Consider the following 14,902-nt stretch of genomic DNA (forward strand, 5'->3'; position numbering starts at 1 on the left):
GATTATCGAAAAGAGACAATCACATTGTGATATTAGTTTTTTTTAGTATTTTTGTTTAATATTGATCCGTGTTGCACACTCAAACAGATATGGGATACAGTGTAAAAGCATATTATCGTAAAGAGGATCTTCCTCCGATGGAGGAAATCAATTTTTTTCACAGCCCTTCATCGTTCGATTGGTACGCCAACAGTCCCGCCTACACCCCTTTAATGCTTGTTGTTTTCGAGAATGAGGTGCCGGTAGCCGCCATGTTCGCTGTCATTGTGCGGATCAATCGTTTCCTGAGAGGTAAACTATTTAAAAGATGCTTTATCTCCCAACAACCGGCTTTCTTCAGAAAAAAACTACCCCAGATAGAGATATTCGATGCCCTTATTGCCCATCTGGTCAAAGAGGTACGTAACCGGGTTTTTCTCATCCGTTATGAAAACCTGGGCAATGCCATTTTTGGCTATAAGGGATTTCGCGAGAATGGATTCTATTCGGTAAAGTGGATCAATATCCGGAATTCGCTCCAGTGTAAAAGAAAAATATGGGATCAGCTCTCGAAAACGAGAAAGAATCAGGTTAACAAGGCGTTAAAAAAAGGGATCGTAATAGAAGAATTCACCTCTGAAGATAAGTTACCGGAAATATACAAGCTGATCCGTAATACAAACAACAAAAAGATATCACGCCGGTTCCCACCCTACCAATATTTCGAGAATTTCTTCTGTCACTATATAATAAGGCAAGACAAAGGAAAAATATTGCTTGCCCGCTATCAGGGTAAAATTATCGGGGGTGCCATTCTGGGATTCGAGAAAAAAGAGACGGTATATTGCCTCTATTATTGGGGCAAATCGAAACGATACAAATTACTCTACCCCACGATTTTCACTATTTACCAAGCGATGCAGATATCGGAAAACAAAGATTTTCATTATTTCGATTTTATGGATGTAAGTTTTCTGAATAAAAATGCCGGCCGCTCACGGTTCCTGCTTCAGTTTGGTGGTAAACAGCGGGCCACGAGACGCTGGTACCGGTTCAACTGGGGGTTACTCAACTTCTTTGCCAACCGGATCTACGATTGAAATATTATACAGAAGCCACTTTCCTGTTGAACATATTGAAAAGTGGCTTCAGTATTTCTATATTGCCTATCAACCAATCATTAAGGTCGCAGGCAAATATCTCATTATCAGCTGAATTTCAATGAACTGCTCTTATTTACTCTTTTGTTTACATCGCCCGGATTACCGAAACAGGTTACGTCGGCTGAACCTGACACAGTGATATCGAGGCGGCCTGTAACACGGATACTCCCGTCGGCAGCACCTGAAAAATCGGCATTACAATTACGTGCGTTGAGTTTAGAAGCAGAAACATCACATCCGCCGCTCGCGGTCAGGGTAAGCTCGTCGGTCTTCCCCGTCAGTTCAATGTCACAACCGCCGCTGGCGGAAATCCGGGTCGTTTGTGCGGATATATCATACAGTTCCACATCACTACCACCGCTCACATCGGCTCTTACGGCCTGTGCGGAAATAAACCTGATCTCCGCATCACATCCGCCCGAAAACTGTCCTTTAAATTGCCTACAGTCCAGCCTTAAATTTTCCAGATCGGTGCCACCACTCAGTGCAAGCTCGAAATCGCCGGCTTTTAGGGGTATTTCAAAACTGATATCCACACCACCCGATGCTTCTATCTTTCCTAAATCCGTAACAGTAACGTATGCCTTTTGGATTGTGTTTCGTGTGTTACCTAAGTCGCGAAGGGAGAATGTACGGTTGTTTCCCTTATTATAGATATGCAGCGTGCCGTTTTTGACTTCCACGACGGCCCTGTCCAATACCTCTTCGCTTACTTCTATAGAAACCGACTGGCGGTCGCCCTGGCGAACAATAACATCCCATCCTCCCGAAGCATTGATAGCGGAAAATGACGCTACCTGACGGTTCTGTTTTATGATTCTGTTTTGCGCCGGAGCGCTGACGAATGCCACAGTGGCAAGGATAATAGTGAATAATGTCTTCATTGTTAATAGTGTTTAGTATATATTTTTTTATAGACACAAAATTTCCTTTGCTTTCTTATTAGACGTAATTAACTCTTGTTTGGTTACATCTTTCTTTATCTTTTTCACTATTTTCTTTCTTTCATCCTAAAAGTAAAAGAATAACTTTCTTCATCTTGCAACCAGTGACAGGCTATTTCAATTTTTCTTATCACTGCTAATCCCGCTCATCGATCAAACCTTGACTTATCAATCTCTTTTCGTTCCTTTTTCGAATAGTTTCCGAAACGATAGGAGAATGTAACCCGGAAGAATGGCGTATCGGCATAATCATGTATCCTCAGATTCTGGTTTTGCCAATTCGTTTTCAAGGTCACGCTGCTAGTCTTGAAAATATCCTGTACTTGAACACCTGCCTCCATACGCCGGTCTCTCGATTGCTATTTGGCTCCTGCAGTCACATTGGAATAATGCTGAATGGTATAAATTCCGGGTAAAAGAAGAAAAAGGAGGGTTATTCTCAAAGAAGAAAATCGAATTAAAAGATAATGATATCAATCTCGATTTTAGCAATAATTATTCCCCATGGAATTCTTTTGGTGTAGGCAATGCACAATTTGGGATCTTACTAAGATTTAATTAGATACTCCAAATTTTCACTATGTCATCGTCGGTACCAAGTCCGTACCTTCTCCGGTGCAACACCATATCATCCTCATAAATTTATGAGAATGCACCTGAGTATTATAAGCTCAGATATTGAACTTTCTCCCGGAAATTTATTATCGCTGCAGCATTTATTATACAACCATAAAACGGATCATCATGGGGACAATAGATCTTTCAAAATCTCTAAAAACAACCGATGAAAAAATTTAAACAGTTTCTAAATTCTAATACGGAAAATAATAGGGTAAATAATTTGATTTAAAACGGGAGGAGAACCTGTTTTTCAAAACTCAGCAAAAGCTGGAAGACGTTTTACTTTGATAATCGCCATCGGTAATCGAAAATGAAGCCTGACCACCGACCGATAAATTATCAATCACAAAATACCCTTAATCCACCACTTCACTTTTTCTTCTTCTCTATTTGGATAACGCGTGGATGGATGGTGTCATTGGCTGTGGCATCAATTACGTAAAACAGCGGCTTTTCGGTAGTCTCATCCGTCATGGGTAAGATAGTGTACTCTTTCCCCTTTTCCGCCGTGAATACGAGTTTGTAATGCGTATGTGGATTATTCGATTCCGCAATGGATGCACCGATTAATCCGAACATTGCCCCCGACATGGCAGCTTTGTCTTTCCACTGCTGGAAGTGGCGTATCTCCACCGTTCGCTCACCCGGTAACACATCGGTATGTTTCGGAAAGCCTTTCATATAACTGCCTACCGAAACCGTATCCACTTTCACAAGAAGGGCCGACTCGGAAGTCTTCTTCCCCTTGATCCTCAATTTATGATCGCCCTGACGTATACGGGCAAGGTCTGTAGACTCCATTTTCGTTCCCTGATACCCTTTGGTACTACCACAACCCGGCAAAAGAATTATACCGGTAAGAAGAATTGCCAGAAAAATAAATTCATTTGTTTTCATAAAGTGATAAATTGTTTGTTATAAAGGTTTATTAATACAGATCCAAATCGACAAGTGTCATGCCAATAATTTAGACACTGCTTACCATGTCCTGAAACTCAGGAAAGCAGTAATCATTATGTTAGAAATACTTACCGGCTCATCATATTTTACGTTTTGTCCTGCTATATTGACCGAACTGATGTTTCCAAGAGTATAGGAAAGTTTCAACCCAAGCCCGGTTTTGGCATTCAACTTATACTCCCCGGCAACCCCGGCATTAATTCCGAAAGTGGTCTGACTGGCATTGATCTTTGTGCCGTCGAGATTCATCCTGTCCATATAGAACAAGGGGCCAAGGGCAATTGAAGATACCAGCAGGAACTTTGAAGACTCAATGCGACCTGCGAATGACGGACCTACAAATAATGCATTTTGAGACTCCTTGTAACGGTTAACATTTCCCACATCGGGAATAGTAACATTGTTCCCGGATGTGGGTGATGAACAATAATTCGCATTAAGTCCCAATCCCCAACCCTCCTTAAAAAAGTATTGCGCATCCGCATCAACAGTAAATCCGTGTTGCAACTGCTTGTTTAGGTCATCAAGCTTAGGGTCGCCCGTTTTCTCTACTTCTCCCAGACGAAAAGCGTAACCACCTCCAATCGAAAATCGGAAATCCTTGTAAATCTGCGGAGATACATATTCCACTTCATACGAAGTTTCCTGCTGGGCAATAGCAGGCAATACAGCCAGCATGCACATAACAGCGGCTGCAAATGCAATAAAATAGATTTGTTTCATAAAAATGATAATAATTAAAGTAAAGTGTGTATTTCTTTCGTTTTGCTAAAGTGTTACTATTTCGCATCCTCAAGGGAAAGTATCTTCGAAATAAGAATATTTCTCATGATGTCGGATCATATAAAAATAATTCATATGAAGCGCTGCAAATCTAAAATATTTTTTTCAATCTTAATTATATATCTCAGAAAAATAATAGAATTTAAAAAAATAATTTATCTGTCTGCTATAGAGTGTAAGTAAATCTTACTTTACAAAAATAATAACGAATAAATACAAACAGTTTATATTGTATTTACTTTCAATTTATTAAGATCAAATTCGTTTGCCGTGACACGGTATTGAAACGTGAGATTCAGAAAAGCACCATCTTTTAACTAACAACATTAGTTTTATAACGAAAATATTTAGTTAATTTGCCGGTATAAACTTCAAAACAGACCAAATTATGCGACACAAAACAGTAGTTACCGGATGTATAATATCTTTCTTTCTTTTGACAACCGGAAATCTTAACGCTATGCAACCGGCAAAAAATAATCATGTTGATCCTCCGCAGCAGGAAGAATTGGATAAGGCTTTTCTCCGTATTATTTATGTGTTCGATCAGCAGACAACAAAAGAGAAGGAAAAAATTTCAGTAACCGATACGATGGCATTGGATATTGCACAAAACTGGTCGGTGTACTATGATTGGAACAAAGAGCGGAGAGACTCTGTCGCTAAAGTAAAAGATCAGAAATTAATACAAACACTTAAATCGGTAAATGTATTGAAAGATCCCGATAATGAAATTTTTGAACGTTTTGAAGCCATGAACCGAAAACCCGAAATTATGAATGACCGGAAAGGTGAAGATGCACGGATATTTAAGAACCGATCTGACAACACAACTATTACCATAGACAAAGGTCCACTTACCGGAGCGGGTAAAGGTATATATCTCCGATTAAAAGAACCAATACCTCCAATGGATTGGCAAATATCGGAAGATACTATTTCCATAATGGGTTACCTTTGTTACAAAGCCACAGTCCCATTCCGGGGACGTGATTATACGGCATGGTTTTCACCGGAAATACCGGTCAACGAGGGGCCATGGAAGTTATACGGTCTGCCCGGAGCGATCCTGGATGCAAAAACGGAGGATGGATTATTTCGCTTTCAGGCGATTGGAATAGAGCAGATAAAAGACGTTCCTATCCGGTTTCCGTCCGACAGAGACTTTGAAGAAGCCAAAACCCTGAAACAGGTTAACGATTACAGAAGGTCGAAACTGAAAGACATATCGCTCAGTTATATGGATAATGGCACGATGACTATATTGCGGAAAAGAAACCCTGTGGAATATAATGATTTGGAATTGAGTGAATGATGGATGAGACCGACCGCAGTATCGGCGACGTGTTGGAAAAACTACCCGGTGTGCAGGTGCTCTCCTCGGGACAGATACTTTACCAGAACAAGGAGATCAGCAAATTCTATATCGAGGGACTCGACTTGCTTCAGGGCAAATACGGCCTGGCTACCCAAAACGTAGATGCGTCCAAAGTGGCTTCGGTGCAGATACTCGAGAACCACCAGCCCATCAAGGCGCTTAAGGGGATGGAAATTCCTGAAAATGCCGCCATCAATCTGAAACTGAAACAGTCGGCCATGGGTGCTTTCTTTGCCACGGCACAACTGGGAACAGGCCTCCCGCCCATCCTGCTCAGCAACGAAGCAGTAGGCATGCGCTTCACCCGCTCGCAACAGAATATGCTGGTATATAAGGGCGACAATACCGGAAGGGATATCAGCAAAGAGCTGACTTCCTATTACGACCATTTCGGAAGCAGACCCTCCAACCTCTTATCGGTAATTGCCCCTGCCCCGCCTTCCATCAGGGAACAGCACTATCTTTTCAACGATGCCCACCTGGTATCGCTGAACGATTTGAGAGGAATCAAGAAAGACCTTATACTCACCACCAACATAAACTTCCTGCACGACAAACAGAAAAGCAGCAGCTTCTCACGGCAGGATATCTACCTGACTCCTTCCGATACCCTACAGATAGCGGAGGATATGGATGCCCGCCTGTTGAAACGGGAACTGGAAGGTTCGGTCACCCTCGAAAGCAATACCGACAACTATTTCCTGAACAACAAACTCAATGTCCGCTCTTCATGGAATGCCCATACAGGCAATATTGCGGGTAGTGAACCGGTGGCACAGTTCCTGCAACTCCCCTCCTTCCATATTGAAAACGACTTCGACTACCTGCGGCGGAATGACTCCCGGCGAAACCGGATAAGGGCAAACGTAGCATATACCACCCGGCACCATTCGCTGGATGTTTCACCCGTATTGTTCGAAGAGTTGAAGAATCCCGACCCGCGTATCCGGCAGGATATTTCTTTCGACCGGTTCAATGCCTCGGCCAGCGTATCCGGACATAAGGACCTGCAACGGTTTAGCTTCGGGTACACTACCGGAGCCTCCTTCCTGCATTACAGGATGGAGTCGGGTTTGCTTTCGGGCACTACCCATACGCCGGTTGCTGCAGATACCTTGCAAAACAATACCAGCCGTACGGAAGCAAAACTCAATTTCTCTCCGTCGTTCGGGTACAGGCCTCCATCAGGTCTCCAATTGAACTTTTCCTTTCCTCTGGACTACCTGTTCCTAAACAGGGAAGACGTGATAAGACAGACAAGGCAAAAGAGAGGACATCTGCTCGTTTCACCCTACTTGTGGATCCAATATCCATTCAGTACCAGACTGGCTATCTTTTCCAATATTTCCTTTTCCAACCATATCGGTTCGGTGAATGAGGATTACAGGGGATACATACTGAATACCTACCGCAGTATGAACCGCAGCGACGGGCTGTTGTCGAAAAACAGCCGCACATCGGCAAACGTAAGCTTCAATTATAAGAACCCGTTCACCACCCTCTTTACATCACTGCGTTTGTTCTACAACAACACATGGCGTAATATGCTTTACGATGTTGGATACAACGGTATCCTGAGTAGCAGTGTAGGCGTTCTCCATCCCCACACCTCACATGATTGGGGTGCAGGTTACTCCATCGGTAAGAGCATCGATGCGATCAACTCCGAAGTGAGATTCAGTACCGGTTATGACCGCAATCAATCGGCAACCCTGCACCAGGGGATAGTCTCCGGTTACAGTTCAACCGGCTATTTCCTCTCACCGCGTATTACAACTGATATCGGGCGATGGATGATTATAAAATACGGTGCCTCCTACCGGCATAGCCGGACCAAAATCAGGGACAACGAAATGGCACCGGTAAATTATTTCACACAGGACATCGCCTTATCGTTGATCCCCGCAAAAGGGTTTACCCTGACCGTTTCAATCAACCATTACTATAATAACATGATTGAATCTTCGGACCGTTCATCTTGGTTCGGAAACCTGGGAGTACGGTACAGGATGAAGAACACGGACTGGATACTCGACTGGACAAATATTTTCAACACCCGGCAATTCGTGACCTATTCCTACAATGATATCAGCAGCTATTATTCGGTCTACGGCTTACGCCCGGCAGAAGTATTGTTAAGGGTAAGATTCAAGATACTATAAAGAATAGGCAGGGTTACAAATACGTACACATCATTACCTCTCGGTCTATGACTAAAATCCAAACTATTCCCGAAAATATGTAAACAAAAATCAATCAATATCCCTTTGTCTGGAAGAGGTGAGTTGAAAGTACTAAATAAAATTAAAAGACTAATTTTTTCTACTCTATTGTTTGGAAAAAAGAAAGGAGCGCCTTATTTTTGCAACGTGTTTTTCATGGTATTAGATTTAAGGTTAACAATGAAGATTGGTTGTCGTGAGACAACCATTTCTTTTTATATATAGTCCCAAACAATTCTGCCAGTTTTAAAGATCCGTTCCTTTTATTTGTATTGCTCCCATAATGCGGAATAGATGGTATCCCTCGTTTTATCGATCAATCCAGGTGTCTCTGCCTCGGTAAGTGATGCGGTGGGTATTGGGCTATGGATCACAAGTTCCATTTTTCCCGGCCTGAGACGAAAACCATCCCTCTTCAGAACATTATAAGCACCGTTTATAGTCAGAGGCACCACAGGCAGGTCCATATCGTGGGCCAGATAATAGGCACCCCGTTTAAAACGACCCATTTTTCCACTCCGAGTGCGTGCTCCCTCCGGAAATATCACCATAGAGACGCCATCCACTATCTGTTCTTTCGCCTTTTTAATAGAAGCTGCCCGTGCTTTAGGATTGGTGTTGTCCACAAACACATGGCCGGCCTTTTCTGAGGCAAATCCTACGAACGGGATCTTCCGTAAACTCTGTTTTTGCATCCATTTGATATTCTGATTCAGGAAACCGTACACCAGGAAAATATCAAATGCACTCTGGTGATTGGCAACAAACACATATGATTGTCCCCTATCCAGGTTTTCATGCCCTCTGGTCTTCACACGACAAAGAGCGAACCAACAGGTCAGCCTCGACCACCATTTGGGCGGATAATAACCCCAGAACTTACTTCCGAAGAGGGGAGCCATAACCATTACCGTCAATGCCGTAATAAGGGTAAGCACAATAAAGATCGGCACAAATATGAGCCATTGATACAAAAAAACAAGTATATTTTTCACCACCATTCAGTTTTAGTGTGATCACTCTTCTAAATCATTACCAACCTCCCTGTCTCTCGTCAACATCAACGGAAACTTTTTCACAAAAATATACAATTTGAGCATTGCAAAGCGATAAAAAGTCAATTTTTTATCTCCGAAGTTCATTTTTTCGCTGAATATAAAATTTTTATCTCAATTTATTTCCTTGTTTGTTGAATTTTGTGTTTATTTGCGTTACGAAATCAGAAACATAAATTATTATACACACATGAAAGAATTAGCGAGAAACATCGGGGTATGGGTAATGCTCATTGGCGTTGCTATTTTGGTGATTCCCTTTTTGACGGGTGCAACCAATAACACCAATTTAATCATCGGACTGATATTGGTAGTTGAAGGATTACTGGGACATATCTATGTAAATAACATGAAAAAAGGCAGTATGGTGAGTAATATTATCTGGGCAATTATATTGTTGATAGTCCCCTATGCCATCTTCTTCATTTCAAAGAGAATGGCTTATTCCGAAGAAGAAATAGCTGCTTATAACTGAAAAAAACATCTGTTTCACCACAGAATATAAAGGTTACGATAAAAAAATACACACCCCGGGGGAAGAACCTCGGGGTGTGTTGTTTAATGTGCATGCGTGTAAGCCTAAAGATATTCCGATGGACAGTACTCAGTTCTTATGAGTAACCAATGGCTGTTTTCAATCAACCAAATTTTACTCGTATAAGACTTAGGCAAGGGATATACGATATCAATATTTATTAAGTTTACACTTGTAATATATGTATCCTCATCATTTAGTCTATATGATGACTCAGGATGTAAACCTTTCAATTTAATATATCTATTTTGGTATGGATAAGCAGAACTTCCTTTTAATTCATTGCCTAACTGATAAAGGAAAACAACAGCCCGACCGGCATCATGATCTTTATCATTATATTGAATGATAACATGCGGAGTTCTGATTTAAAAGTTCATCAAAATCACATCGAGATTTCCGTGTAGCATGGATCTGCTTCCATAATTCTGCAATAATTTTTTCAAGCAATTTCAGAATAATCCCAACAATTGTCTATGTAAAGATAAATAGTGCATCTGCACGCTGGCTTACCCGTCAGGTTACTGATGTGCCAAATATTGAACCCATCGACAATTTTATCCATTATTTTCGTTTATCTTTCAAGAACCTGGAATGAATTATAAACTTCCGTATTCGTCCTAATTGTCTTAATCCGTTCAAATGAGACCTCTTCCGAAGGACTAAATTGGGACGATTCCATATATTTTATCAAGCTATAATACAATTGCCGCGCCACGGGACGGGAGTCCAGGTTATCCGCAAGGTCAGAACTGCAAAACAACAGCTTTCCGTTTTCCACCTTCGCTTCAAATACCAATCCGAGGTTTCTGTTTTTATAGAAATTATCAACCATTCTCACGATTGGTTGCAAATTGCCTTTTAAATTGTCCAGTTCGATCGTTTTGGCATTTTTACAGATATCCCACCATTGCCAATTACTATGCATCTCCGTCGGGAAATGGGCAAGCGCCGGATGTGCCGGGTCGCACAATATCCCCATGGTTCCCGGCTGATTTGGGAAATGGACCGGGCTCCAGAATACCTGGACAAATTTTCCTTCCAGTCCGTTGATTTCTTCTTTTGCCGGATTAAGCAATACTTTTTTCCCTTGCTCCAATGCTTTTTGGGCTTCAGTAAAGTTCCGGGTGTAGAAAATATCATTCTCTATTTCAGGGATCGCTTCCGGATATACCCATATATCCCATGAGTTCCGGTACTCCGTATCTTTAAACCGGATGGTTAACACTAACTTACCGGCTTCAGATACCGGAGTAAGCGGCACAGATATATTTCCCAGGACCAGCCCATTCCCCACAGATATATCCTGCCTGTTTAATTCGCCTTGGGCAACGATGGTTCCATCCGTCCGGCTTAATGACCACAGAGGTTGAATATCTTTCAGGATCCTATCGCTAAAATTGGCTGTTTCAAACTGTACATTGAGCGTTTCACTATTCAGATAGGTTGCTTTTTCAAACCGGGCCAACGGGACTACAGGCGAGCAAAACCTGCGAAATTCTTCCGGGGTAATCAATCCTTTACTCTCCCAGAAAGCATCGATGATCCCAACCAAGGCCGTACCCTGTCCGGGGAAGTCATGTAAGTCCAATAATTGAAAACCACTGAATCCAGGTGTTTTAAGTGCCCGCTCTATCTCTTCTTTATATAGAATAACGGCTAACTTTCCGCTTGCCATCAGGTAATCATCCGCCAGATGTAACCGTTCTTTCTTTTCAAGGTCTTCGGCTACCGCTTTGAAGTTTAACGGCATCAGATTACCGGTATATTTGTCCATCTCTTTCAGGTTCGGGAAAACACTGTATTGGCCTATTTCGTGGGTAATAAGCGGTACCGGAAGCCCTTCTACGGCAGAGGAATAATCATTATTAAAACTTACAGGCTGACTGTCAAATATACCCTGACCCCGTACCCAACCGTTTTTAGTCCATTGGGTAACCCAGAAATCATCATTCGGTTCCGGCCAGCTTCCGTGCCCTTGTTCAAAAGTAAACGATGTTGTCATATATAAATGACGATGATCACGTTCCTTTATACTGGTGAGGAGTTTATCCATCACCCCGAAATCACCCTGCAATTCATTCCCCAGACTCCAGAAACAGAATGAGGGGTGATTGCCGTATTCCTTCATAATCCGGTCCGCTTCATCATAGAGGAAGTCGACGGTGGCTTTGTCTTCACCCACATTCAGTACCCATAACGGCAATTCTACCTGTAAATAAAATCCCATTTCATCGGCTACTTCAAAGGCTGCTTTCGGTGGACACCATGAATGAAAACGGATATGATTCAAACCGTAATCACGTGCAGTGCTAAATACTTTCTTCCATCCGGCTTTGTCTGTAGGGGGATATCCTTTCAAAGGGAAAATAGCACATTCCAGTGTTCCGCGAAGGAATAGTCTCCTATCGTTTATCTGCAAGAGGGCATCTTTATTGGTTAACTTTCTCATACCGAAAATTTCATTTTTGGTATCGATAAATTCATCCGACTGTAAAGTCGCCGTTACGCTATAGATATTGGGATTAAATTCATCCCACAGTAACGGGTCATCCATCAAATAATCAAAAACCACTTCGCTACCTTCAATCGGCACCTCCATATCAGGTAACACCTTTCCCGCAGGGTCATTAACCGCCATCACGATTTTCCCGGATATCGGAGAAGAGGTCCTTACTGCCACGTTCACTTTCTTGTTATCCACATTCGGAGTTAAACGTAATTCTTCGATACTGATTTTGTCCTTTGCGGTTAATGACATACGGCCCAGGATACCGTTCCATATGGTTTGTGTGTCATTGGTATAAGCATGGGCAAGGTTTCTGACCGATATGTCATGTTGTTTCCTGTTATCTATGCGGATGGCAATACTGTTTTTCTGACCGGCTACCAGATAATTACCCAGTTCGAAATAATGCGGGGTACTCAGACTCTCATTATAGCCTTCCACCTTTTTACCGTTAATCCACACCTGCGAATTCCATATTACCCGTTCCAATGTAAGCAGGATATTTTTGTCTTCCCAATCCCGGGGAATAGTGACCTCTTTTCTATACCATGCCGGACCAATATATTCGTATTTAGCCTTCAGGTTAAGGAATATCTCTTTTTCCATAACAGGTTCCAATATACAAGGTGTACCGTAAGCTGCATCACACAATGTCCCCGGAAGGGTTATTTTATCAATAAACGTCCGGCTATACCATTCGCCGGCAATACCCTGGTCCAGGCTGTCAAGGATTACTTCCCATTCGCCGGCAAGGTTTATCTCCTTCACGGATTGCTTGCACGAGGTTGAAAACAGGGCAACCAGACCCAAAACGGTTAATAACTTACAGATTCTCATGATTAAAATTTCCATTCGGTTTCTACTTTCAATTCTTTATGTTGTAAACGGATAATGACCGGATAGCAAAGATGTGAGGGATATTTCTCATTTACCCTGTCATTGCCCGGCGGTATTCCCGGTGCTTCACCGGTGATTATTTCAAATTGCCCGGCATCCGGCAGGCTAATATTCAATGTAGCGTTACCCACTTTACATCTGACGGATGCCGACGCCCTTCTTTTTGTCGCATTTGTGATGTAACTATAAACCGGCGAATCATCCAATACAATGGCTTCTCCTTCTTCTGAAAAAACAGGTTTCTCTGTCAATATAAGCACATAGTCATACAAATGTTCTTCGGATGAGGTTGCCGTGAACTGATCTGTCAATTTATCCTTGTGCAGGGTAAGCTGCCTTTCCATTTCCACCCCCGGATATGCGTCAGCCACCCGGGCTTTTACCTGTCCACCGTGTTTGGTAGCTTCAAAAGAAACAAGTTCACCGGTAGTTGCGCGTTGGTCTTTACCATCGACGGTAAGGGTGCTATGCGATAAAGTCTTCCGGTACCATTGGGTAAATGCAGGTACCCCGTATGCCGACGTACCCATATCGGATACAAGCTCCTTATCTCCGTTGTGTATGGAGATGGATAACTTATCAGGATGCCCGTGTCCGCCACCGTGGGGACCATACTTCAACACTACGGTTTTATTGCCTGAACGCAATACTGCATACCCGGTATCCTCAAAATATACCGAAGGCCAGGAAGCCGGGGCTGTAGCGATTTTAACGTCAGTATTGTTCAGCAAGGCTTCCACTGAATTTCTTTCGGTATAACGGTAACACTGGCTCAATACATCCAGAAAGAAAGGATCTTTATACCGCTTATAGGCTATTTCATATAAATGCGCCTGTGCCACAAGGGATTCTCCATACCATCCATCGTTGTGCGAAGGAAAGAAAAGATCGGCATAAACAGCTGAGGCAGGAGCAGCAAGCATCTTATACAATTTTTCATCATACAGGTTAATATTGCGGCAACGTACAGCATCTGCCGACAACAGCATCGCATGCAACGGATAATAGTGATAAACAGGAGAACCTTCGCTCCACCAACCATCGTCGAGCACATGCCTGTCCATCTGTGCATAATATCCGCATTCAGGATCATGGACGGCTACATGGATGATACTGTCGTTCTGCAAGGCTACACCCAGCGCTATCAGGCCGCTGTTATGCCAAACCTGCCAGTTGGCGCTACCCCGTCTACCCAAAAGCAGGTCAGCACAAGGAGTAAGATATCCCTCTTCAATTTTTCTGATCTCTTCGGGTGTCATTATCGGCTTGGCAATTATGTAAGCCGGACAGGCATCGCTTGCCCATACTGCCTCATCGAGGCTTTGCCCGAACATCTTTCCGCCCCAGGGGCCTGTTTTCCTTGCGGTATCATGATGCAGGTATGTCAGGTATTTGGAGGCATAGTCCAGCATCATATCCCGAATGTATTCCGCGTACTGTTTCTCACCCGTAACAATATACAAATACATGCAGGCAGTGAGATATATCCGGTTTTGCAGGTGTACATGATTAATCCACGCCCAGTCGAATTTATTGTTATCTTCCCAATATTTATCACATAGGCTACAATAATGGGCGTGAGGCTTGTCCCAATCAAAACGAAACACTTGATTGTGGATAGGACAAAAATAGTCATGTCCATGCCCCCCCTCCAGAAGTGGAACGCGCAAAGAATGCTCCCTTCGGTCATCCACTGTTTTCTTCAGTTTTTCCATGATAGCCCCTCCCCATTCAGTTTGAGAGGAAGAACGGATACTCTCGATATCTTCCTTAGAGAAGAAGTAGTAGTTACTTTCCTGTGCCAGCACGACATAGGGAATAAATAATAAAAGAGCAACGAGTTTTTTTATCATTTT

12 protein-coding genes are annotated in these 14,902 nt (G+C 42.7%); 4 read left to right on the forward strand and 8 right to left on the reverse strand.

Annotated features, from left to right (window positions below):
• Positions 1-89: 89 nt before the first annotated feature.
• Entirely contained in the window at positions 90-1,079 is a 990-nt protein-coding gene (locus PSM36_RS10085) for a peptidoglycan bridge formation glycyltransferase FemA/FemB family protein (protein ID WP_076930792.1), read from the forward strand.
• Positions 1,080-1,186: 107 nt separating this feature from the next.
• Here the strand turns inward: PSM36_RS10085 and PSM36_RS10090 are convergent, their stop codons facing one another.
• The 4 genes from PSM36_RS10090 to PSM36_RS10105 all read right to left on the reverse strand — a co-directional run bounded on the left by PSM36_RS10090 (position 1,187) and on the right by PSM36_RS10105 (position 4,390).
• Positions 1,187-2,026 (reverse strand): head GIN domain-containing protein, encoded by an 840-nt coding sequence (locus tag PSM36_RS10090; protein WP_076930793.1) that lies wholly within the window; start codon positions 2,024-2,026, stop codon positions 1,187-1,189.
• Positions 2,027-2,232: 206 nt separating this feature from the next.
• Positions 2,233-2,427 carry a hypothetical protein gene (locus PSM36_RS10095; RefSeq protein WP_076930794.1) on the reverse strand — a complete coding sequence of 65 codons (195 nt, stop codon included), beginning with the start codon at positions 2,425-2,427 and terminating at the stop codon, positions 2,233-2,235.
• Positions 2,428-3,076: 649 nt separating this feature from the next.
• Complete coding sequence (locus tag PSM36_RS10100) at positions 3,077-3,604, reverse strand: hypothetical protein (RefSeq protein ID WP_076930795.1); 528 nt, start codon at positions 3,602-3,604, stop codon at positions 3,077-3,079.
• An 81-nt stretch (positions 3,605-3,685) separates the two neighbouring features.
• Positions 3,686-4,390: an outer membrane beta-barrel protein gene (locus tag PSM36_RS10105; RefSeq protein ID WP_076930796.1), complete on the reverse strand. Its 705-nt coding sequence runs from the start codon at positions 4,388-4,390 to the stop codon at positions 3,686-3,688.
• Between the two features lie 448 nt (positions 4,391-4,838).
• Between PSM36_RS10105 and PSM36_RS10110 the strand changes: the two genes are divergently transcribed.
• Together PSM36_RS10110 and PSM36_RS10115 are read left to right on the forward strand one after the other, a co-directional pair.
• The gene (locus PSM36_RS10110; RefSeq protein WP_076930797.1) at positions 4,839-5,765 is read left to right on the forward strand and encodes a GLPGLI family protein; all 927 of its coding nucleotides are present in this window, start codon (positions 4,839-4,841) and stop codon (positions 5,763-5,765) included.
• A complete protein-coding gene (locus PSM36_RS10115) occupies positions 5,762-7,990 on the forward strand; it encodes a TonB-dependent receptor (RefSeq protein ID WP_076930798.1) in 2,229 nt (742 codons plus the stop codon). Before PSM36_RS10110 ends, PSM36_RS10115 begins: the two co-directional genes overlap by 4 nt.
• 323 nt (positions 7,991-8,313) lie before the next feature.
• On the opposite strand, the gene PSM36_RS10120 is transcribed toward PSM36_RS10115, so the two are convergent.
• A complete protein-coding gene (locus PSM36_RS10120; protein ID WP_173823185.1) occupies positions 8,314-9,045 on the reverse strand; it encodes a lysophospholipid acyltransferase family protein in 732 nt (243 codons plus the stop codon).
• A 250-nt stretch (positions 9,046-9,295) separates the two neighbouring features.
• Here PSM36_RS10120 and PSM36_RS17505 point away from each other — a divergent pair, with 250 nt between their 5' ends.
• Complete coding sequence (locus PSM36_RS17505) at positions 9,296-9,580, forward strand: hypothetical protein (protein ID WP_076930800.1); 285 nt, start codon at positions 9,296-9,298, stop codon at positions 9,578-9,580.
• Between the two features lie 104 nt (positions 9,581-9,684).
• Here PSM36_RS17505 and PSM36_RS17895 read toward each other — a convergent pair whose 3' ends face one another.
• The 3 genes from PSM36_RS17895 to PSM36_RS10140 form a co-directional block, all read right to left on the reverse strand.
• The gene (locus PSM36_RS17895) at positions 9,685-10,008 is read right to left on the reverse strand and encodes a GH36 C-terminal domain-containing protein (RefSeq protein ID WP_154671084.1); all 324 of its coding nucleotides are present in this window, start codon (positions 10,006-10,008) and stop codon (positions 9,685-9,687) included.
• A gap of 206 nt (positions 10,009-10,214) precedes the next feature.
• Positions 10,215-12,986: a sugar-binding domain-containing protein gene (locus PSM36_RS10135; RefSeq protein ID WP_076932178.1), complete on the reverse strand. Its 2,772-nt coding sequence runs from the start codon at positions 12,984-12,986 to the stop codon at positions 10,215-10,217.
• 2 nt (positions 12,987-12,988) lie between these two features.
• On the reverse strand, positions 12,989-14,899 hold the full coding sequence (locus PSM36_RS10140) for a heparinase II/III domain-containing protein (protein ID WP_076930802.1): 1,911 nt from the start codon (positions 14,897-14,899) through the stop codon (positions 12,989-12,991).
• Between the last annotated feature and the right edge of the window lie 3 nt (positions 14,900-14,902).

The sequence above is a fragment of the Proteiniphilum saccharofermentans genome (assembly GCF_900095135.1).
GTDB classification, from domain to species: domain Bacteria; phylum Bacteroidota; class Bacteroidia; order Bacteroidales; family Dysgonomonadaceae; genus Proteiniphilum; species Proteiniphilum saccharofermentans.

Bases quoted from the DNA above. Each gene is read 5' to 3' on its own strand.
- PSM36_RS10085 (WP_076930792.1), top strand. From the start codon at position 90: ATGGGATACAGTGTAAAAGCATATTATCGTAAAGAGGATCTTCCTCCG.
- PSM36_RS10090 (WP_076930793.1), bottom strand. From the start codon at position 2,026: ATGAAGACATTATTCACTATTATCCTTGCCACTGTGGCATTCGTCAGC.
- PSM36_RS10095 (WP_076930794.1), bottom strand. From the start codon at position 2,427: ATGGAGGCAGGTGTTCAAGTACAGGATATTTTCAAGACTAGCAGCGTG.
- PSM36_RS10100 (WP_076930795.1), bottom strand. From the start codon at position 3,604: ATGAAAACAAATGAATTTATTTTTCTGGCAATTCTTCTTACCGGTATA.
- PSM36_RS10105 (WP_076930796.1), bottom strand. From the start codon at position 4,390: ATGAAACAAATCTATTTTATTGCATTTGCAGCCGCTGTTATGTGCATG.
- PSM36_RS10110 (WP_076930797.1), top strand. From the start codon at position 4,839: ATGCGACACAAAACAGTAGTTACCGGATGTATAATATCTTTCTTTCTT.
- PSM36_RS10115 (WP_076930798.1), top strand. From the start codon at position 5,762: ATGATGGATGAGACCGACCGCAGTATCGGCGACGTGTTGGAAAAACTA.
- PSM36_RS17505 (WP_076930800.1), top strand. From the start codon at position 9,296: ATGAAAGAATTAGCGAGAAACATCGGGGTATGGGTAATGCTCATTGGC.
- PSM36_RS10135 (WP_076932178.1), bottom strand. From the start codon at position 12,986: ATGAGAATCTGTAAGTTATTAACCGTTTTGGGTCTGGTTGCCCTGTTT.
- PSM36_RS10140 (WP_076930802.1), bottom strand. From the start codon at position 14,899: ATGATAAAAAAACTCGTTGCTCTTTTATTATTTATTCCCTATGTCGTG.